The sequence below is a fragment of the Flavobacterium bizetiae genome (assembly GCF_902804475.1).
In the GTDB taxonomy this organism is placed as follows: domain Bacteria; phylum Bacteroidota; class Bacteroidia; order Flavobacteriales; family Flavobacteriaceae; genus Flavobacterium; species Flavobacterium bizetiae.
Window position 1 is genome coordinate 1 of the sequence record NZ_CADCSU010000033.1, and the last position, 20,886, is coordinate 20,886.

20 protein-coding genes are annotated in these 20,886 nt (G+C 32.6%); 2 read left to right on the plus strand and 18 right to left on the minus strand.

Features of this window, described 5'->3' with window-relative positions; translation table 11 throughout:
• Positions 1–248: 248 nt before the first annotated feature.
• From FLACOL7796_RS02405 to FLACOL7796_RS02480, 16 genes are all read right to left on the minus strand, one after another.
• On the minus strand, positions 249–785 hold the full coding sequence (locus tag FLACOL7796_RS02405) for a hypothetical protein (RefSeq protein ID WP_173969242.1): 537 nt from the start codon (positions 783–785) through the stop codon (positions 249–251).
• A complete protein-coding gene (prfH, locus tag FLACOL7796_RS02410) occupies positions 772–1,461 on the minus strand; it encodes a peptide chain release factor H (RefSeq protein WP_173969243.1) in 690 nt (229 codons plus the stop codon). Before prfH ends, FLACOL7796_RS02405 begins: the two co-directional genes overlap by 14 nt.
• Before the next feature lie 11 nt (positions 1,462–1,472).
• Positions 1,473–2,864: an RtcB family protein gene (locus FLACOL7796_RS02415; RefSeq protein ID WP_173969244.1), complete on the minus strand. Its 1,392-nt coding sequence runs from the start codon at positions 2,862–2,864 to the stop codon at positions 1,473–1,475.
• Between the two features lie 3 nt (positions 2,865–2,867).
• Positions 2,868–3,614 carry a hypothetical protein gene (locus FLACOL7796_RS02420; RefSeq protein WP_173969245.1) on the minus strand — a complete coding sequence of 249 codons (747 nt, stop codon included), beginning with the start codon at positions 3,612–3,614 and terminating at the stop codon, positions 2,868–2,870.
• A 735-nt stretch (positions 3,615–4,349) separates the two neighbouring features.
• A complete protein-coding gene (locus FLACOL7796_RS02425; RefSeq protein ID WP_026985497.1) occupies positions 4,350–5,066 on the minus strand; it encodes a response regulator transcription factor in 717 nt (238 codons plus the stop codon).
• Between the two features lie 3 nt (positions 5,067–5,069).
• Positions 5,070–6,656, minus strand: a complete 1,587-nt coding sequence (locus tag FLACOL7796_RS02430; protein WP_173969246.1) for a sensor histidine kinase — start codon at positions 6,654–6,656, stop codon at positions 5,070–5,072.
• 59 nt (positions 6,657–6,715) lie between these two features.
• Positions 6,716–7,312: a dephospho-CoA kinase gene (gene coaE / locus FLACOL7796_RS02435; RefSeq protein WP_173969247.1), complete on the minus strand. Its 597-nt coding sequence runs from the start codon at positions 7,310–7,312 to the stop codon at positions 6,716–6,718.
• A gap of 1 nt (position 7,313) precedes the next feature.
• Positions 7,314–8,312: a glycosyltransferase gene (locus FLACOL7796_RS02440; protein WP_173969248.1), complete on the minus strand. Its 999-nt coding sequence runs from the start codon at positions 8,310–8,312 to the stop codon at positions 7,314–7,316.
• A gap of 125 nt (positions 8,313–8,437) precedes the next feature.
• The gene (fabV, locus tag FLACOL7796_RS02445; protein WP_173969249.1) at positions 8,438–9,628 is read right to left on the minus strand and encodes an enoyl-ACP reductase FabV; all 1,191 of its coding nucleotides are present in this window, start codon (positions 9,626–9,628) and stop codon (positions 8,438–8,440) included.
• Between the two features lie 107 nt (positions 9,629–9,735).
• Positions 9,736–11,388, minus strand: a complete 1,653-nt coding sequence (gene recN, locus FLACOL7796_RS02450) for a DNA repair protein RecN (RefSeq protein ID WP_173969250.1) — start codon at positions 11,386–11,388, stop codon at positions 9,736–9,738.
• Between the two features lie 58 nt (positions 11,389–11,446).
• On the minus strand, positions 11,447–12,331 hold the full coding sequence (porD, locus tag FLACOL7796_RS02455) for a type IX secretion system protein PorD (protein ID WP_173969251.1): 885 nt from the start codon (positions 12,329–12,331) through the stop codon (positions 11,447–11,449).
• 70 nt (positions 12,332–12,401) lie between these two features.
• Entirely contained in the window at positions 12,402–13,616 is a 1,215-nt protein-coding gene (gene coaBC / locus FLACOL7796_RS02460; protein WP_173969252.1) for a bifunctional phosphopantothenoylcysteine decarboxylase/phosphopantothenate--cysteine ligase CoaBC, read from the minus strand.
• 11 nt (positions 13,617–13,627) lie between these two features.
• Complete coding sequence (locus FLACOL7796_RS02465; protein ID WP_008463064.1) at positions 13,628–13,945, minus strand: DNA-directed RNA polymerase subunit omega; 318 nt, start codon at positions 13,943–13,945, stop codon at positions 13,628–13,630.
• Positions 13,946–13,954: 9 nt separating this feature from the next.
• A complete protein-coding gene (locus FLACOL7796_RS02470; RefSeq protein ID WP_173969253.1) occupies positions 13,955–14,749 on the minus strand; it encodes an outer membrane protein assembly factor BamD in 795 nt (264 codons plus the stop codon).
• Positions 14,750–14,885: 136 nt separating this feature from the next.
• Entirely contained in the window at positions 14,886–15,767 is an 882-nt protein-coding gene (gene dapA, locus FLACOL7796_RS02475; RefSeq protein WP_173969254.1) for a 4-hydroxy-tetrahydrodipicolinate synthase, read from the minus strand.
• Between the two features lie 16 nt (positions 15,768–15,783).
• Complete coding sequence (locus FLACOL7796_RS02480) at positions 15,784–16,296, minus strand: DUF6913 domain-containing protein (RefSeq protein ID WP_173969255.1); 513 nt, start codon at positions 16,294–16,296, stop codon at positions 15,784–15,786.
• A gap of 47 nt (positions 16,297–16,343) precedes the next feature.
• Here FLACOL7796_RS02480 and FLACOL7796_RS02485 point away from each other — a divergent pair, with 47 nt between their 5' ends.
• Positions 16,344–17,123 carry a 5'-nucleotidase C-terminal domain-containing protein gene (locus FLACOL7796_RS02485; protein ID WP_173969256.1) on the plus strand — a complete coding sequence of 260 codons (780 nt, stop codon included), beginning with the start codon at positions 16,344–16,346 and terminating at the stop codon, positions 17,121–17,123.
• 168 nt (positions 17,124–17,291) lie between these two features.
• Positions 17,292–18,203 carry a bifunctional metallophosphatase/5'-nucleotidase gene (locus FLACOL7796_RS02490; RefSeq protein ID WP_173969257.1) on the plus strand — a complete coding sequence of 304 codons (912 nt, stop codon included), beginning with the start codon at positions 17,292–17,294 and terminating at the stop codon, positions 18,201–18,203.
• On the opposite strand, the gene FLACOL7796_RS02495 is transcribed toward FLACOL7796_RS02490, so the two are convergent.
• Positions 18,189–18,884: a lysoplasmalogenase family protein gene (locus tag FLACOL7796_RS02495; RefSeq protein WP_173969258.1), complete on the minus strand. Its 696-nt coding sequence runs from the start codon at positions 18,882–18,884 to the stop codon at positions 18,189–18,191. The genes FLACOL7796_RS02490 and FLACOL7796_RS02495 overlap by 15 nt on opposite strands.
• Positions 18,871–20,877 carry an NAD-dependent DNA ligase LigA gene (ligA, locus tag FLACOL7796_RS02500; protein ID WP_173969259.1) on the minus strand — a complete coding sequence of 669 codons (2,007 nt, stop codon included), beginning with the start codon at positions 20,875–20,877 and terminating at the stop codon, positions 18,871–18,873. The genes FLACOL7796_RS02495 and ligA overlap by 14 nt, the downstream gene beginning before the upstream one ends.
• Between the last annotated feature and the right edge of the window lie 9 nt (positions 20,878–20,886).

The window sequence follows — 20,886 nt, forward strand, 5'->3', positions numbered from 1 at the left end:
GGTAGAAAATCTACGAGATATTTCTACAAGTAGTTTTAAAGCCTTTATGTAATACTCCGTTAGGAGTTAAATGTTGGTAGAAAACAAATTACATAACAATAAAATTGTCCCGTAGGGCTACACAAAAAATGATGTTATTCGTTTAAATATAGTGGACTATTTCATTTTTAATTTGTTAAATTCTCTAAAAAAAAAAAAACGATGCAACTCAAATAGAGTTGCATCGTTTTTTAGTTTTAAATCAAAAATCATTTTGATTTCTTTTTAACCTCTTTTTTCGATTTTTTAGGCTTCTTTTTATACTTTATCAAATCAATTTTGCTTTTTATTCTTTTTTCTACTTCCGTAATATCTGAATCAAAGGCAAATTGTAACGTATATAATTTTGCATTTTTGATGGCTGTTAATGCTTCTTTAAATTGAAGTTGTGCCTCAAGAAGAATCGTTTTCTTTACATAAATGTCAGATTTATTTATTCCTTTTACAGTCAAAGCAAAATCAATCAGTTTTTGAGCTTCTTGGTAATCTTCATTCAAAATTAAAGTCTGAATATAATACGGATACACTTCAAGTGCATGAATATTTATAGCCAAAGCCTCCTGAAAATAAGATTTTGCTTCCTCATAATTCCATAATTGTTCTGCCTGAATTCTTCCGTACAAACATAAAACCATCGTATTTTTTGCATCATAAGAAAAAGCATAATCTAAGGATTCTATTGTTTCTTCAAGCGAATACGGATAATTATCCAAAGCCTGAAAAACGTATTTATCAATTGTTTTCATTTCGTAAATCTGTTTTTAATTTCTGACGAGTTCCTTTATAACCTTTCTCCACTTTATTCTTTTTAAAGTCAGATCCTGTAAAAACCCTCACAGGATTACCACGCTGAATATTGAGCTGATTTTCCCATTGTTTTCCAACATGGTTTTTAAGCTGTTGCAAAGTTTCGTCTTCTAGTTTTTTTAATAATCTTTCTGTTGCCAGTTTTTTGTTTTGGTGTTGCGAACGGCTATCCATCGAAACTACCGCAATTCCTGTTGGAATATGTGTTGCACGAATGGCCGAACTCACTTTGTTTACATGTTGCCCGCCCGCACCCGAACTTCGCATCGCTTGATATTGAATATCATTTTCTGAAATCGATGTATTTTTGCGTGCTTCAATTTCAAAAATGCCAATAAACCAGTTCTTGCGTTTGTGCATTTTCCTAAACTGACTTTGACCAATCCATTGAATGGTGCCTATCCAGGAATTCGCAAATATCTTAGCGTTAGTTCCTTTTATAGCAATTGTTGCGGTTTCTATAGTTCCATTTTCCTGCCCCACTTCTCTTTGAAGCAAAATCGCTTCTAATTTTTGATCTTGCGCTTCGTCCAAAACTTTTTTAAGCACTTGGGCAACAACCCAAGTGCATTCTGCAGGCCCCCGACCCGCTGTTATCTGAATTATTTTTTCCATTTTTTGATTTCTTATCGGTCCATTCTAACGATTTTTGGCGTAAAAGTTCCAAGCACTTCCACCAAATCCGTTTGATTTCCCATCACTTTTGTAATGTCTTTGTACGCCATTGGCGCTTCGTCGATATTTCCTCCAATCAAGGTTACATCATTTGCTTTTAGCACTTTTTTAATTTCACTTTGCGTAAAAGTGGCTTTGCATTTGGCTCTCGAAAACAAACGTCCAGCTCCGTGCGAGGCTGAGTTTAAGCTTTCTGCATTTCCTTTGCCTTTCACAATGTATCCCGGCGCCGTCATTGATCCCGGAATAATCCCCAATTGACCTTCTGCAGCCGGAGTCGCGCCTTTTCTATGCACAATACATTCCTGACCATTTACCATTTCTTTCCAGGCAAAATTGTGGTGATTTTCAATTGTCACCACTACTCTTTTCCCTATTGCTTTGGCAATTCTTCTATGAATATCATCGTGACACGCTTTAGCGTATTCTCCGGCTAAATTCATCGCGAGCCAATATTCTTGCCCATCGTGCGTATTTAGATCTAACCAGGCCAAATGCTGAACGTTTTTAGGCAACGGACATTGTTTTGTGGCCAAATAAGTATAATGTTTAGCAATGTTTGCGCCTAAACCTCGTGAACCACTATGTGATAAAACAGCAAAATATTCACCAACACCCAACTTCCATTCATTCTCCGGATTGTCGATTTTGGCAATTCCAAATTCTACAAAGTGATTTCCTCCACCAGAACTTCCTAATTGTTTGTAGGCTTTTGGTAAAAGATTTTTCAATAGCGGAATATCCTGAAACTCGCTTTTATAAAAAACTTCGTGATCTGCTTTTGTAGCATGCGTTTCATTCATTCCGAATTTGGTATTGTCTTTTAAAATAGCCTGTAACTGATGTTCTTTTCCTTTGAAATGTGAAGCCGGTAAATCAAAAATTGACAAACTCATTCGGCAGCCAATATCAACACCAACTCCATACGGAATAACTGCGTTATCTGTCGCTAATACCCCACCAATTGGTAATCCATAACCTGAATGCGCGTCTGGCATTAAAGCTCCCGCAACTGAAATGGGCAACTTTAAAGAATCATATAACTGAAACTTAGCTTGCTGATCGATTTCATTTTCTCCAAAAATGGTAAAAGGAGCTCTTGTTGTTTTCAACTGATGCATTCTTACCTGAACCGGATTTACCAATCCTTCGGCTACTTTGCCCCAGGTTCCGTGTCCTTCAAACTTTTCCGGATGAAGTAAAACCTCTTTGGCTTCTGTTAGAATAGATTCTTTTTTCTCTCTTTTTCTATATCTGTTGATTTGCCCTAAAGCAATATTTATTGAATTATTTTTTGGAAAGCCCAATTTAATCAGGTCTTTTCCGGATAATTTATTTCCCATGATTTATATCATTTCGTCTACATATTGCTGATACAATACGTGCAGACTTTTATTTTTAATTGGGTTTATCTCTCGTGGATTTTCATTTTGATAATAACTCCAGCTATACGAAAAACCATCTACTAATTTGTTTATTCTATGTCGTAAATTAAGATTCGTAATGTAATTGTCAAGAAGCTGAATTTCGCTTTCTAAATCTGCATCAACCATTTTAGTGTGCGTTATCATATAAGGTTTAACGCGAAACACATACCGCCATGGCTCATTAAATATGTAATGAATTTTATAGCGTTTACAATTAGGACACCATCGTTCCCTTTTATAAAAATGCATTTTCTCTTTTTCAGTTAATGCTAGTTTTGGACTTCTCCATTCTGATTCAGAAAACTCTTTTACTGTTTGAAGTTTTTCGACATACACATGTTTTCTTTTCCTCTTTTTCTTTTTCTTAAAAGACTTATCGGGAGAATATTGCCATGTATTTATCTTCTCCAGCAATGTTTTGTAAAAAGCAGCTTCGTTTGATCTTACTATATCTTCTCTTAACACAAAACTGCGTTCCCAACCTTTTTGATAAGGCGTTGCTAAAGGAACTAATGGCAGATTCTGTCGTTTTTTCCAAAGTTCAACTTCAAGCTTTCTTAACTGAATTAATTGTTTTTCAAAATCTTCTTTTACTAATCTTTTCTTTGTTCTTTTATTTTTAAAGCGAGAGCACAAAGCATACTCTTCTGCTGTATAATTTTCCATAAAAAATTATAGTGCATTAAATTAATAGCCAAAACAGGCTATAACATTTTACCCATTCGGATAAATAATAAAATCGATTATTCGGGAAAATTTGAAGTGTCTAGAATAAAAAAAGCCCGAAACTAAATGTCTTCGGGCTTTTTTATATATCTAAAAATGAATTTCTAAGATTGAAATAGGCCACGAAGAAGCGCTGCACCAAACTTGTTTGATGTGAAGCTCTGAAATGATAATGTAAATACAGACATTTTTCTTCGTTATTAAAGGGTTATTACTTTTTTCGTGTGCAAATATTCAGAATACTTTTTTGATTTTCCAAATTTATTTTAAAGAAAATTCATCTAAAAAATAATCAGTATGTTTTTTGAATCCTGGAAAACCATATTATCTAACTGAAAACTAAAGCCCTAGCCCTGATAGAAGCGGCATCCTTTTTATCCGTTTTTCACGGATAAAAAGATATAACGGATAGCAGGAAATAGCTCCAAATTATATAAAAAATCAAAAATTAAATTCCAAATTCCAATTATTGTCACAGTATTTGTCATTTCGACGGAGGAGAAATCACACTAGCAAATCGACAAAGATTGGCGACTTTCTATACGGAATTTCTTGTGTGATTTCTCCTCCGTCGAAATGACAAGATTATGCATAATTGTGATCTGAAAAAAACTAAGCATAAAAAAAGCCCTGATTTCTCAGAGCTTTGATATTTTTAGTTTGGTGAACTTTTTGTTATTCTGTTACTTTGCTTTTAACAACTAATCTGAAACCTTCACCGTGAATGTTAAGGATTTCAACATCTTCGTCTGCTTTTAGATATTTTCTAAGTTTAGCGATGTAAACGTCCATACTTCTTGAAGTAAAGTAGTTATCATCTCTCCAGATTTTAGTTAAAGCTAATTCTCTTGGCATTAAATCATTTTCATGAAGAATTAACATTTTAAGCAATTCGTTCTCTTTTGGAGATAATTTTATCGGTTCGTCATTTTCGAACGTTAAAAATCTAAGTTTAGAATTTAAGTGGAATTTACCAATATTAAACTCAAACTGAACTTGTTCTGCTTTTGTATCTGCAGATTTTCTTTGAATGATTGCTTTGATTTTCATCAATAAAACTTCTGAATCAAAAGGTTTATTCAAATAATCATCAGCACCAGCTTTATAACCTTTCAGCACATCTTCTTTCATCGATTTTGCCGTTAAGAAGATAATTGGCACTTCGCTGTTCTTTTCTCTAATTTCTTTGGCTAAAGTATAACCATCTTTATAAGGCATCATTACATCAAGAATACATAAATCATATACATCTTTCTTGAATTTCTCGAAACCTTCCATACCGTTTTTAGCTAAAGTAACTTCAAAGTCATTTAACATTAGATAATCTTTAAGAACTGCCCCAAAATTAAGGTCATCTTCTACTAAAAGTATTCTTTTGTTATTATTTTCCATATTTTAATTTATTAATGGTATTTTTATTATAAAGGTGCTACCTTTTCCTTTTTCGCTTTCAACATATACTTGACCATTGTGATCCTCTACTATTCTTTTTACATAAGCAAGGCCTAAACCATGTCCTTTTACGTTATGTAAGTCTCCTGTATGTTCTCTGTAAAACTTCTCAAAAACTCTTTTTTGAGCAATTTTACTCATACCAAGACCGTTATCTTTTACTTTTATCAGAATCATGTCTTTGACATTTTCTGTAAAAATTTCTATTTCAGGAATTCCAGGCGAATATTTTATGGCGTTTTCTAAAATATTAACCAACACGTTTGTAAAATGTACTTCGTTGATTAAACTTGTTGTTCTTGCAGCATTATAATGCTTTACAACAGTTCCTTTTCTATCTTCAAGAATTAAGTTTACGTGCTCAATTGCATCATCAATTATATCGTGAATTGCAGTTGGCTCTTTTGTAATATCTAATTCTCTTTTTTCTAATTTAGAAATACGAAGAACGTTTTCAACCTGAGCGTGCATTCTTTTATTTTCGTCCCGAATCATTTGCAGATATCGAAATACTTTTTCTTTATCTTCAATAATTTTAGGATTCTTAATTGCATCAAGTGCTAAATTTATGGTTGCAATTGGAGTCTTAAACTCGTGTGTCATATTATTTATAAAATCTGTTTTGATTTCAGAAATATGTTTTTGACGCAACAATTGATTCAACGCACTGGTATAGGCAACTATAATAATTAATGTAAAAATTATTGACAATATTGTAATGCTCAACAATTCAGACAATAAAAATTTCTTTTTATGAGGAAACGTAATGAATAACTCGTATTTGCTATTTCCTTCGTTGTCTGTATAAATTGGTACATGATAACTTGCATCTTTATCGTAGTGAAATCCGTCAGATTTTACTTTTGTTGCAAGCCCACTGTTAAGAACTCCGTATTCAAATTTGGTTTTTACACCATATTCTTCTAATTCTTTCTTTAAAAGTCTTTGAAGCTTATCTTTTGTAATTCTTCCTTCTATAGGTGTTAGTGAAGCAATATCTTTATACTGAATTTGCTGCTGAACTTTATTTAAAATATCTAAACTACCTGATTTTTCAATTCTTAGATCAGGAATAATACTTTGTCCTAAACCATTATTATCGATTGAATTATTGTTATTGTAGACTTCTGTTACTCTTTTTGAACTAAAGTTTTTAAATCTTTCGCTGCTAAATTTTTTATTAAATAGCGCTCCGTTTATATCGTAATCTTCAGACGTAAGTGTGTTAGAATATACAATTGTTTTATTTGTTTTTGTATTTCTCTGAACGTAGAGAACTTCTAATAAATCTTCTTTTTTTGGAGTTTTACCGGTACTGTCTTTTATACGGTTGTATTTGTCATAGAAACTGTATTCCTCTTGTTGTTCAAGTTTATCAGCAACATTACCAATTACTTGTGTTACGTGGTATTTAAACTGCTCATCATTGTTTTTAAATGAAGAGTTGAACCAATATACCTGCACCAGAATAATCCCTATTAAGGACAAACTCATCAATAAAACAAGTATTCTAAAAAATAATTTATTCATCGAAACAAAATTAATATTTTAACAATATACTAAATAATACATTAACCAAATATTAACATTTAAGACTGATTTTGTTTTATATTTAAAATTTTAAGAATTTTAACAACTTCTTCTTTAGCAATTTTAAGATTACTGTTATTAATTACAAAATTGCTCAAAGAAATTCTTTTTTCGTCATTCCATTGCATTTTCATTCTACTTAAAACTTGTTCACGTGTGGTATTATCCCGCTTCACAACTCTTTCGATTCTAATTTGTTCCGGTGCGGTAACGGTTATAATTACATCACATTCTTTATAACGACCGCTTTCGAACAAAATTGCGGCTTCATAAATAACATAGTCATGATTTTTATTTTCCTGCAGCCATAATTCAAAATCGCTTTTTACAGCGGGATGAACAATAGCATTTAGTTGTGCTAATTTATCGGCATTATTAAAAACAATTTCAGCTAGCTTTGCTCTGTTTAAAATATCATTTTCAAAAATAGAATCGCCAAATGTTGTTTTTATTTGTTGTACAATATTTTCTGATTGCATTACTTTTTTGGCTTCATCATCAGCAATGTAAACCGGAATACCCATTAATGCAAAATAATTTGCAATGGTGGTTTTTCCACTTCCAATTCCACCTGTTAAACCAATAACTTTAGTCATATTATACTTTAAAAAACATACGAGGAAATGCTTCTTGTGGTTTTTTCTTTAAAAGAATAATTTTTACGAACGATTTTAAAAATCCTGTTCCGTAACCATAGAACTGCTTCCAAACTGCTATTACAGATAAGTATCCAATTTTAATACTTCTATTTTTAATACTTGATGTAAGAAAAATAATAACGAAATATACAAAATATAATTGTAATAAAATATCAATATTGAAAATTAATAGTAAAAAAGCTAATAATAACCCTAGTATAAAAACAGTAGGAAAGAAGAACGTAAGCTTATTATGTTCTGGATACCAACTATTTAATATTGGTCTTGCGATCCCGAATTTATTTACCTGAACTGAAAATTTTTCCCAGTCGATTCTACGTTTATGATAAACATATGCCTCTGGAAATAACCTGGTTTCGAATCCCAGGTTCCATAAACGAATAGAAAGGTCAGGATCTTCGCCGGGATGTATGTTTCCGAAGCCTTTTGATGCTTCAAATGCCTTTTTTGAAATTCCCATGTTGAAACTTCTTGGCTGGAATTTATTGATCTTTTCAGAGCCACCACGAATTCCTCCTGTTGTCAGGAAAGAAGTCATAGCAAAATTAATCGCTTTCTGAATATCTGAGAAACTGTCTAATGCTTTATCCGGTCCGCCAAAACAGTCTACATAATCAGCGTCTAAAGCTTTTCGCACTTCGGTTAAATATTGAGACGGAATGATACAATCTGAATCGAAAATGATAAAATAATCACCTCGCGCTTTTTGCATTCCAAAATTTCTTGAATCTCCAGGTCCTGAATTCGGCTTAAAATAGTACGAAATGTTCAATTTACCCTGATAGGTCATCACTACATCTTTGCATGGTATAGATGATCCGTCTTCAACTAGAACAATTTCAAAAGCTTCATTATAATCAGATTTAGACAGACTTTCTAAAAGTTCATCAACTTCATCTGGACGATTATACACGGGTATAATTAAAGAAAAAATCATAACGGGATGTGCGGTATTAAAGTGGCAATTATTAAATTCAAAATTTTAACAAAGATATGCTATATTCATAAAAAAACCATCAACTTTTGGTTGATGGTTTTTTCATTTTATTATAATTTCTTTATCTATTTGATGCTTTCGATCTCAACAACTTCATTTGTATCTGCTTTGTAATCTACTCCAACAAATTCAAACCCGAAAAGATTTAAGAAATCGTTTCTGTATCCTGCTAAATCTCCAATTTCCGGCAATGTTTCAGTTGTAGCTTCTAACCAAAGTTTAGCCACTTTTTCCTGAACATCATCACGCATTTCCCAATCGTCGATTCTGATTCTTCCTTTTTCGTCTACAGGAACTTCAGATCCGTTGTATAATCTGTCCTGAAACAAACGTTGGATTTGCTCAATACAACCTTCGTGAATACCTTCTTCTTTCATAATTTTATATAAAAGAGAAATATATAATGGAATAACCGGAATTGCAGAACTTGCTTGTGTAACTAATGCTTTGTTTACAGAAACATATGCTTTTCCTCCAATAGACTCTAAACTATCTGTGATAGAGAATGCTGTAGCCTCTAAATGATCTTTTGCACAACCAATTGTACCTTTACGGTAAACTGCTTCTGTCAATGATGGCCCGATATAAGAATAAGCAACTGTTGTAGCTCCATCTGCCAATAAATTCTCTGCTTTTAAAGCATCAATCCACATAGCCCAATCTTCACCTCCCATTACTGCCACTGTATTCTCGATATCTTCTTCGTTTGCCGGAGCAATAGAAACTTCTGTAACATTTCCTGTATGAAAATCTACTGTTTTATTGGTAAAAGTTTGCCCGATTGGTTTTAAAACCGAACGATGCAAAACTCCTGTTACCGGATGTTGACGAACTGGTGATGCTAAACTGTAGATTACAAGATCAACCTGACCTAAATCAGCTTTGATTAAATCTAAAGTCTGTCTTTTTATTTCATTAGAAAAAGCATCTCCGTTAATACTTTTTGCATATAAACCTGCTTTGTGAGCTTCTGTTTCAAATGCAGCAGAATTATACCATCCTGGAGAAGCTGTTTTTCCTTCAACCGGTGGTTTTTCAAAAAACACTCCAATAGTTGCAGCATCAGATCCAAAAGCACTTGTAATTCTTGAAGCTAATCCAAAACCTGTTGAAGCACCAATAACCAATACTTTTTTAGCACCGGCAATTGAACCTTTTGATTTTATGTATTCTATTTGATTTTTAACATTTTGCTCGCTGCCTTTTGGGTGTGCAGTCAAGCAAATAAATCCTCTCATTCTAGGTTCTATAATCATATTTTTCTATTTATTCGTTGATTGGGTTACTCTACCATTACGATATATTGACTAACTTATTTACGTTTGTTTAATTAGCTTTGAGTTGACAAATATAAATTATTTCTTTAGTTCAACAAGGCTTTAGCATGATTTAAAGCGGAATCAGAAACAACTGCTCCTGATAACATTTGAGCAATTTCTATAACTCTTTCGTCCTGAGACAATAGCTTTAGCTCTGATTGTGTATCATCGTCTACAGTAGATTTGAAAACTTTAAAATGAGAATCTCCTTTTGCTGCTATTTGCGGTAAATGCGTTATGGCAAAAATTTGCATTGTAGCACTCATTTCTTTCATGATCTCCCCCATTCTGATTGCAATTTCTCCGGAAACTCCCGTATCTATCTCGTCAAAAATTAAAGTTGGTAATTTAGAATATTGTGCTAAAATTGCTTTAACAGCCAGCATAATACGTGACATCTCTCCTCCTGAAGCGACTTTTTTCAGTAAACCAAAATCAGTCCCTTTGTTTGCAGAGAATAAAAATTGCAGTTCATCTTTACCATTTTGAAAATAGGTTTCAGACGGCAACAGCTCCATATTAAAACGAACGTTTGGCATTCCTAAAGTTTCTAAAATCGAAATCAGTTTTTGAGATAAAACCGGAATTGCTTTTGTTCTATTTTGATGAATTGTAGCCGAAAAAGCATCTAATTCTTCTGCTTTTTGCTCTATTGCTTTTGATAATGAAGCGATTTCTTCCTCGATATTATCAAGTTCTAATAATGTATTTCCTAAATTGGCTTGAATTTCAATCAATTCATCAACAGAACTTACCTGATGTTTCTTTTGCAAATTGTAAATCAATTGTAATTTCTGACTCACAAATTCTAATTGCACAGGATCATTTAATAATTTTTCTGAAGCATTTTGCAATTCTTTAGAAACATCATCAAATTCAATTGCGAGACTTGTAATTCTTTCGAATATACTTTGATATTCAGGAGAAAAAAGGGCGATTTTTTGTAGTGAAGTTTTAATTTCATTAAGATTATGAAAAACTCCAAATTGTTCTTCGTTTGCAATTACAAGAGATTTGTCAATTGCTTCTTTTATAATTTCAACGTTATTTAATTTCTCAAAGTCAGTTTCTAATTCTTCCTGCTCGCCAGATTTTAATTTGGCTGATACTAATTCGTTCAACAAAAAAGTATTATACTCCTGCTCTTTTCCTGAATCACTTTGTTTTTTTAATAAAGCATTTAATTTTGACTTATCTGCTTTATACGATTTTAATGCTTTTTGATACGACTGAATGGTATCAAAATTATTAGCAATAGCATCGATTATTTTAAACTGAACTCCTTCATCAGAAAGTTCCTGAGTTTGTTGCTGCGAATGTATATCAATCAAAAATAAACTTAAATCTTGTAACTCCTGAAGATTTACAGGACTATCATTTATAAACGCACGGGATTTTCCTGAAGGCAAAATTTCTCTTCGAATGATGGTTTCATCTTCATAATCGAGATCATTTACTTCAAAAAACTCTTTAAGATTGTATTTTGATATTTCAAAATGCGCTTCAATAACACATTTTTCTTCTTTATTTTTTAATGATGTTAAATCGGCTCTTTTTCCTAAAACCAATCCTATCGCTCCTAGTATAATCGATTTACCAGCACCCGTTTCACCTGTAATTATAGAAAAACCTCTTGAAAAATCTATAGTAAGTTTTTCAATCAGGGCATAGTTTTTAATTGACAAGGACGTTATCATAAAGAAATTGTATAAATATAAAAGTTAGTAAGATAGTAAAATTGAGAAAAGAATCAATTTAAAATTTAATCTGAGACCATTTAGTAGAATTCAGAGGCGATACTTTATTCAGCACATCTATTAAATCCCCAACCGGAATACTAGGCCCTCCTGAAAAAATAGAAACGATTTCATCTGATTTTGCATCAAAAAAGACTCTGGTTAAAAAGGCATTTGGTTTAACTGAATTCAGTTTCCCAATAATCATTATGGCGTTTTTAATTTTTTCTTTTGATGCTTTTAAATCAAGACTCATTCCGTCTAAACCGGTGTGATATGCATACATTACCTGACGCAAATCACTATACATTGGCGAGGCCATATCATTTATTAAATAATAACGATTCTGAAGTCCGTCAGATTGGCTCCAGCCTTTCGACCCACCTTGTTGTGCAACGCTGGCAATATTCTGAGCTGTTTCAAGATATTGATTTCCTGCTCCCATTTGAAAAGTATCAGCATCCATGGCTAAAATTATATAGCTATAAAAAGATACTACAGATACTAAATTAGACTCAAAAGTAGACGGATTAAATAGCAAAGGCTCGTATTCTGTGTATTGAAAATTAAAGTCTTTATCGTTGTAATTTAAAACAGGCGATGAATATGTCGAATTAAAAATCAATCGGGATGACTGCACCTGAATCGTACCTGTAAACTGATTCGAACCTCCAGAAGACAATGTAATATACATTGAACAATTGATTCGTTCGTTTTGTTTTAAAACTGATCCGGTCCAGTCTGTTTTATTAACAAATTCCGACAAAGAACTTTGAAGCGTTTTAAAAACTTGCTGATTGGCATTGGGCAGTCTTTCTGTATTAATAGTTACAGTACAATTTAACTGTTGCGCTTGTGTAAAGCCAAAAAATAAAAATACTAAAAGGGTAACTATTTTATTCATGCGAACGATACTATTTGGTTTTAGCTACAATAGATTTACTATTCCTGCCATTCGTTTTTATTATAAATCCTTATGACTTCGAAAAATGCAAAATCACTTTGTTTAAAATATCAACAGCAACAGATTCTTTTGATTTTAATTCCATTGGTTCGATTTCAAAATTATGATCAATAAAAGTTACTTTATTGGTTTCTTTTTTAAAACCGGCGCCTTCATCTTGTAAGGAATTTAAAACAATCAAATCTAAGTTTTTTTTCTGAATTTTCAACTTAGCATTTTCAATTTCATTTTCAGTCTCTAAAGCAAACCCAATTAAAAACTGATTTTTTTTAATTGCTCCCAGCGATGCCAAAATATCTTTAGTTTTTTCGAGTTCGATCGAAAAATCATCTGCCGCTTTTTTAATCTTTTGTAAAGCTACTACTTTAGGTCTGTAATCTGCTACTGCCGCTGCTGCAATAGCAACATCTACATCATTAAAATACAAATGACATGCATCATACATATCCTGAGCCGAAATTACATCGACCACTTTAACCAGGCTGTTTTTAGCTTTATAATGGGTTGGTCCTGAAACCAGAATCACTTCTGCACCAAGATTAGCTGCTTCATGAGCTATATCAAAACCCATTTTTCCTGAGGAATGATTTCCTATAAAACGTACAGGATCTATCGCTTCGTATGTTGGCCCGGCAGTAATTAGTATTTTTTTTCCTTTAAGAGGTAATTTACTTTCTAAATCAGCTTCAAGAAAAGCTATAATATTCTCAGGTTCAGCCATTCTGCCCTCACCTGACAAACCGCTTGCTAATTCTCCGCTTTCAGCAGGAATCATCACATTACCAAACTGTTTTAAAGCAGCAAAACTGGATAATGTTGAAGGATGTTTGTACATATCCAAATCCATTGCCGGAGCAAAGTAAACAGGACATTTAGCCGATAAATAAGTAGCGATTAAGAGATTATCACAGTTTCCTGTTGTCATTTTAGACAATGTATTTGCTGTTGCAGGAGCAATTATCATTAAATCAGCCCAAAGAGCCAGATCAACGTGATTGTTCCAGACAGCATCTTCATCATCCTGATTAAAGAAACTTGAATATACAGGATTTTTTGATAACGTAGATAACGTAAGTGGAGTTACAAAATCCTTAGAAGCAGGTGTCATTATCACTTGGACATGTGCACCTGCTTTTATAAAAAGTCGTACTAATGAGGCTGTTTTATAGGCTGCAATTCCACCAGAAACACCCAGTAAAATTTTCTTCCCGTTTAAAACTGACATTATACTATATATTATTTATTTGAACTTCTGTGGTAAGTTTTACCGTCTAACCATTCCTGAACTGCTAAAGCGTGTGGTTTTGGTAATTTTTCGTAAAATTTAGAAACTTCAATTTGTTCTTTATTTTCAAAAACTTCTTCAAGACTGTCATTGTAAGTAGCAAACTCTTCTAATTTCTCAGTTAATTCTTTTTTAATTTCAGAATTAATTTGATTTGCTCTTTTAGCCATAATGGTAATTGCTTCATACACATTTCCTGTTGGCTCTTCAATAACTGTTTTATTGTAAGTTATTGTATTTACAGGAGCATTCGTCTTTTTTAAATCCATGACTTTATTTTATTTAGTAAATTTTTGTAAATCTGTTTCAACTCTGGCATTCATTTCGTCTGCCTGTACTTTGTATTTAGTAGCACTATTAAACTTAATCAAGTTACCGTAAGCTACTTTGGCTACATTTAAACGTTCTTCCATTTTTGAAGGAATACTGTTTATCGCTAATTTATATGCCGAATCGTATTTGTAAAAAAGCGCATCTTCTTTAAAAGGTGTTCCAGGGAAATCAGCAATAAAGTTATCAAATGCAACTAATGCTGATTTGTAATCTGAAATCGTATTGTACCCTTTTGCGTTTTCGTATGCTTTTTTCTCTAGTTTTCCGTTCAGGATTTTCACAGATTCGTTTGCCTGTGCGATGTATTCTGAATTTGGATAATTATCAATAAAAGCTTGTAATTTCTCTAATGCTTTTTGAGTATCTGTTTGATCTAAACTATATACAGGAGCAAGTTTTGAATAACTGTAAGCGCCTAAAAAAGCAGCTTCCTGTACTTTTTCGCTTCGAGGATATCCTGAAACAAAGCTTTCAAACTGATAGCCTGCTAAATAGTATTGTTTTGATTTATAATAAGATTGCGAAAACATATAAAAAAGTTTCTCTGCCTGAGGTTTCCCTCTGTAAGAAGGCGCTAATTGCTCAAAAAGACGAATGGCTTTTGAATACTTTCCTGCCTCGTACATTTTTGTTGCTACTTCAAATTTAGCCGCAACATCTTCATTTTTTAATGCTTTTTGATATTCACTACAAGAACAAAAAAGGACAACAACAATTAATAGAGATACTATTTTTTTCATTTTCTTACTTTTATTATGATTTCTTAGACAATTATGCCAAAGCAAAATCACACCGAAGTTCCGGTGGCAAATTTAGTTATTAATTTAGCTACTACAAAATATTTTTTGGTATATTAAAATACCGGCAATCTCACTCTTATTTTATGCTGTTTTTTACAAATTCATTCAATCGGTTTGCTAACGAATCATCAACGCTTACTAAAGGCAAACGTACTGTGTTCTCAGCAATACCAAGGGCTTGAAAGACTTGTTTGATTCCCGCTGGATTTCCCTGCTCAAAAATCATATCAATACAATCTGATAAAAAGTATTGTGTTTTAAACGCTTCATTTACCTTTTTATTTAATCCTAAACGAATCATTTCTGAAAATTCTTTTGGAAAACCTTGCCCAATAACCGAAATTACACCTGCTCCACCGGCTAAAACAATTGGTAAAGCAATCATATCATCTCCTGAAATTACAAGAAAATCTTTTGGTGCATTTTTTATTATTTGCATCGCTTGTATCAAATCACCTGCAGCTTCTTTTATAGCAACAACATTTTTAAAATCATTTGCTAAACGAATTACTGTAGAAGGCAACATATTGCTTGAAGTTCTTCCAGGAACATTATATAAAATGACCGGAATTGGAGAAGCTTCTGCAATTGCTTTAAAATGCTGATATATTCCTTCTTGTGTTGGTTTATTATAATAAGGAGAAACAGAAAGAATCGCTTCAAAAGCTGAAAAATCTCCTGTTTTTAATTCCTCAACAATTTGCATCGTATTATTACCTCCAACTCCAAGAACTAGTGGTAACCTTCCTTTATTTGTATTGATTACAGTAGTAATAACCAATTCTTTTTCGGCTTGTGTCAAGGTAGCATTTTCTGCTGTTGTACCCATAACCACAAGATATTCAACTCCTCCGTCAATCGAAAAATTAACGATACGCTGTAAAGCTTCGATATCTATTGAAAAGTCTTTTTTAAATGGAGTTACAAGAGCAACACCAGTTCCTATTAATGATTGCATATTCTAATTTATATTTTTATTTTATACTCTTTAAATACTTGAACAATTCGAAAACGAAAAGTTTATAATTCTGTATCGTGGTATCGATCATCCATCGATTTAATTTTTTATCTACAGATGCAAATCCCACTTTAAATCTGGCTTTCGACTGGTTGGTTATCATCATCAAAATTGCAGTTTCGATATCATAATAACTAATCAAAAGATCAAATTCTGTCGCTATAAATTCATTCAAAAAAGCTTCGGTAATTTCTCCGTTCCAATTGATATGTTTGTTACCAAATGTAGGGATCGAATACGTTTCTTTTTCTTTAAATTTACTTCTATACGCCACAACTTTTATGTTCTGAGGAGCAATACCCTGCAGAACCAGCTCGTTTATCAAATCTTTTGAATGCTCAAAAGCACTTTCATCGATCAGTAAACCAATTGTTTGTATATTACTGGTAAAGACTTCGTTTTTGAAATTATTCAAGTTTTTATTTAATGTTTTTTTTACAAAAAATTCCTTTATATAATTTAAAAACATAGTACTTTTGCCAGATTACAAAATTAATTATTTAAGTCGCATTTAAGATGGTAAAACTAAAAAAGTATAACGGATTTTTAAAACTTTTTGTTATATTCTTAACACTTTTTTTTATAACTTCTTGCAGTCAGAAAAATTACAATCTGACGAAGATAGAAGGAAAACAACTTCCGATCACGGAAAAAGACGCTGAAACTCCAGCAATCGAAAAATTCATCAAGCCTTATCGCGATCATATTAATAAAGACTTAGACAGCATTTTAGCGTACTGTCCGGAAACTTTGGATAAGAGTACAGGAAAATGGCAAACCAGTATTGGTAGCTTATTAGCTGATGTTTGTGTAGAAAGAGGAAATCTTGTTTTTAAAGCGCGAGAGAAAAAAACAATTGACTTTTGTCTTTTAAACCATGGCGGAATTCGTGCTATTTTACCAAAAGGAAATGTAACAACAAGAACTGCTTTTGAAATTATGCCTTTTGAAAACAATCTTGTTGTGATAGGTTTAAAAGGAGAGCAAGTTCTTGAAATTGCCGCTTATATTATTAAGGAGAGAAAACCTCAGCCTTTATCAGGAATGACATTTACAATTACAAAAGATAATAAAGCTAAGAATATTTTAATTCAGGGAAAACCTCTTGATGTGAACAAGATTTATTATGTGGCTACCAATGATTATTTAGCTAATGGTGGAGACAGCATGACTTTTTTCGCTAAAGGTGTTGAAAAATATGACCTGAATTATAAACTTCGAAATGTACTGATCGATTATTTTAAAGAAGTTGATACGATTCCGGTAGCAAAAAATATCAGAATTACAGAAGAGTAAAAAGACCAGGCACATATTTAGAATTAAAAAACAAATCATTTCTGTGCGCGTAAAAAGTTTTAGCCACAGATTAAAGGATTAAAAAGATTAAAAAATCTGTGCTAATCTTTTTAATCGGTGGTAAAAAAATAACAAAATAAAATATCGTTTCCGCAAAAAATATATAAAATGAAAAGAAGAGAATTTATCGAAAAAACTGCTGCAGGTACCGCTTTATTAAGCTTAGGTTTGTCATTGAGCAGTTTTGAAACCAACGATATTAAGCACTTAACTATTTTACATACTAATGATGTTCACAGCCATATTGATCCGTTTCCGGCTGATGATCCTCGTAACCCAAATAAAGGTGGTGTATCGCGAAGAGCTGCTCTTATAGAAACGATTCGTAAGGAAAACCCAAATGTTCTTTTATTAGATGCGGGAGATATTTTTCAGGGAACGCCGTACTTTAATTATTATGGTGGAGAACTTGAATTTAAGTTGATGAGTATGATGAAATACGATGCATCGACTATAGGAAATCATGATTTTGATAATGGTCTCGATGGTTTATACGCTCAAATGCCTCACGCTACTTTTGAATTTATCAATTCTAATTATGACTTTAAAAATACAGTCATGAACGGACTTGTAAAACCGTATAAGATCTTTAACAAAAACGGAATTAAGGTTGGTGTTTTTGGTTTAGGTATTGAACTTGCAGGTTTAGTGGATAAACAATTGTATAAGGAAACTGTTTATAATGATCCGGTAGAAATTGCTCAGGATATGACGCAATTATTAAAAAAGGAAGAAAAATGCGATTTAGTAATTTGTCTTTCGCACATAGGATACAAATACAAAGATGATGCCTCTAAGATTTGTGATCTAAAACTGGCTGAATTAACTCAGGATATTGATTTAATCATTGGCGGACATACTCATACTTTTTTAGATAAGCCTACGATTGTAAAAAACAAAGCGGGACAAGATGTATTAGTAAACCAAGTAGGTTGTTACGGAATAAATTTAGGCCGAATTGACTTTTATTTTGATAAAGATAAAGCACACAGCAATCAGGGAAGATCAATTATTGTATAATGGCTTTTTATGAATTTTGGCTTTTTCTAAGAAATATTCTACCATAAAGAAATAGGCCAAAATTTGTGTTATATCCCGAATTAAAACCAAAACAACGGAGTACGAAAAGTATTCGTTGAAGATATAGAATATATCCGAAAAGATATAACTAATGGCCATAAGTGACATTAATAATGCTATATGTGTTCCTTTTGTTATATAGTTTACAAATGAAAAAAAACTTAAGACACCGAGGACAATTCCGTAAAAAGTATATAAAAAATTAAACTTCTTCATATTGTCGAACTGTAAACTTAATACAGAAACGAGCAAATAGACAATAAATATAATTACAATAGAAACTGGCAAAATATCTTTTTTTGCCAGTTTTATTTTTTCATGATCTTGTACAAAAAGTTTTATCAATAAAAGATAAACTGCAAGAAAACAGATTACGCCTCCAATTTCAGAGACCTCAACATCCATTAAATCGAAGACCTGACCTATAAAGCAAAACAGAAATATTAAACTTTCGGTTTTACCTATTTTAAACTCATTGCTTATTAAAAAATAAATAAATATTGCCGGAAGAACTACGGCTTTGGCATAGAGCGCAAAAAAATCTTGTTGTGTACAATCGAATATAATTGTACACAGTAATGCTAAAAAGAATAAAATCAAAGACGGTTTATTCGCTTTCATTTAATTTGTTTATAAAATCTTCCTCAGACAATATAGGAATATTTAATTTATTAGCTTTTTCTAATTTTGCGGGCCCCATATTATCGCCTGCCACTACAAAATCAGTTTTTGCAGAAATTGAACTTCCTACTTTACCTCCATTATCTTCGATGGCTTTTTTTAGTTCATCTCTCGAAAATTGAGTAAAAACACCGGAAACGACAAATGTTTGTCCGATGAATTTTTCAGTAGCATTTGGGTTGATTTTTTCGATAATTTCAAATTGAACTCCGTAACTTTTTAAGCGTTCAATGATTTTTTGATTTTCCTCGTTTTCAAAGAACTCAATTACACTTTTGGCAATTCTTTCCCCGATTTCATCTACCAGGATCAAATCTATTAGAGAGGCTTTGCTTAGTGCATCGATATTTTTATAATGCTTGGCTAATTTTTTGGCCACAGTTTCTCCAACAAAACGAATTCCGAGTGCAAACAAAACACTTTCGAACGGAATCTCTTTTGATTTTTCTACACCTTTTACCAGATTTTCAGCAGATTTTTGCGCCATTCTTTCCAGGTGCAAAATATCTTCTACTTTTAATTCGTATAAATCGGCATAATTATGTACCAGACCATTCTTGAAAAGTAAAGCTACTGTTTCGCCTCCCAAACCTTCAATATCCATTGCTTTTCTTGATATATAATGCTGGATTCTACCTATAATCTGCGGAGGACATCCGTAAAAATTAGGACAGTAATGATTGGCCTCTCCTGCGTTTCTTTCTAATTCAGTTTCGCAAATTGGACAATGTGTTATATATTTTGTTGGCTCTGAGTTTTCAGGGCGTTTTGATAAATCTACTGCGATGATTTTAGGAATAATTTCTCCTCCTTTTTCAACAAAAACGGTATCATTTATTCTAATATCTAATTTTTCTATTTGGTCTGCGTTGTGTAAAGAAGCTCTTTTTACAATTGTTCCTGCCAATTGTACGGGCGCTAAATTAGCAACTGGCGTTATGGCTCCGGTACGCCCAACTTGATAGGTAATCGAATTTAATTGGGTCGAAACCTGCTCTGATTTGAATTTGTATGCAATTGCCCAACGAGGTGATTTTGCGGTATATCCTAATTCTTCCTGGTATTGAATGCTGTTTACTTTTACAACAACTCCATCGGTTTCATAAGGTAAATTATGGCGGTGTACATCCCAATAATCAATGAAGTCAAAAACTTCCTGCATATTGTTGACTAATTTTGCTTCGGTTGGTACTTTGAATCCCCATTTTCTGGCAGATTCTAATCCTTCGTACTGCGACGAAAAAGGCAAATTATTTCCACTAACAAAATACAATAAACATTCTAAAGGACGTTTTGCCACCTCAGCACTGTCTTGCAATTTTAAACTTCCTGAAGCTGTATTTCTTGGGTTCGAATAAGGCGTTTCTCCTATTTCGATTAATTCCTGATTCATTTTTTCAAAACCGGCAAATGGCAAAATAATTTCGCCTCGGATATCAAATTTTTCAGGATAATTTCCTTTTAACTGTAAAGGAATTGATCGGATTGTTTTGATGTTGCTGGTAACGTCATCACCCTGAAAACCATCACCACGAGTTAAAGCCTGTACTAATTTTCCGTTTTCGTAAGTAATACTTATCGATGCTCCGTCGTATTTTAATTCGCAGGTATATTGCAAATTCACGTTTCCGAGAACTTTCTGAATTCGGTTTTCCCAATCCAGTAAATCTTCTTTTGAATAAGAATTATCCAAAGAATACATGCGGTATTGATGTGCTATGGTTTTGAAATTTTTGGTAACCATTCCTCCTACTCGCTGCGTTGGCGAATGTTCGTCAAAAAATTCGGGATGTTTATTTTCTAAATCCTGAAGTTCTTTTAGTTTTATATCAAAATCGTAATCAGAAATTGTGGCATTATCTAACACGTAATAGTTGTAGTTATGTTGATTAAGTTCGTCTCTTAAAGTCTGAATTGTTTCTTGAATACTCATATAATATTA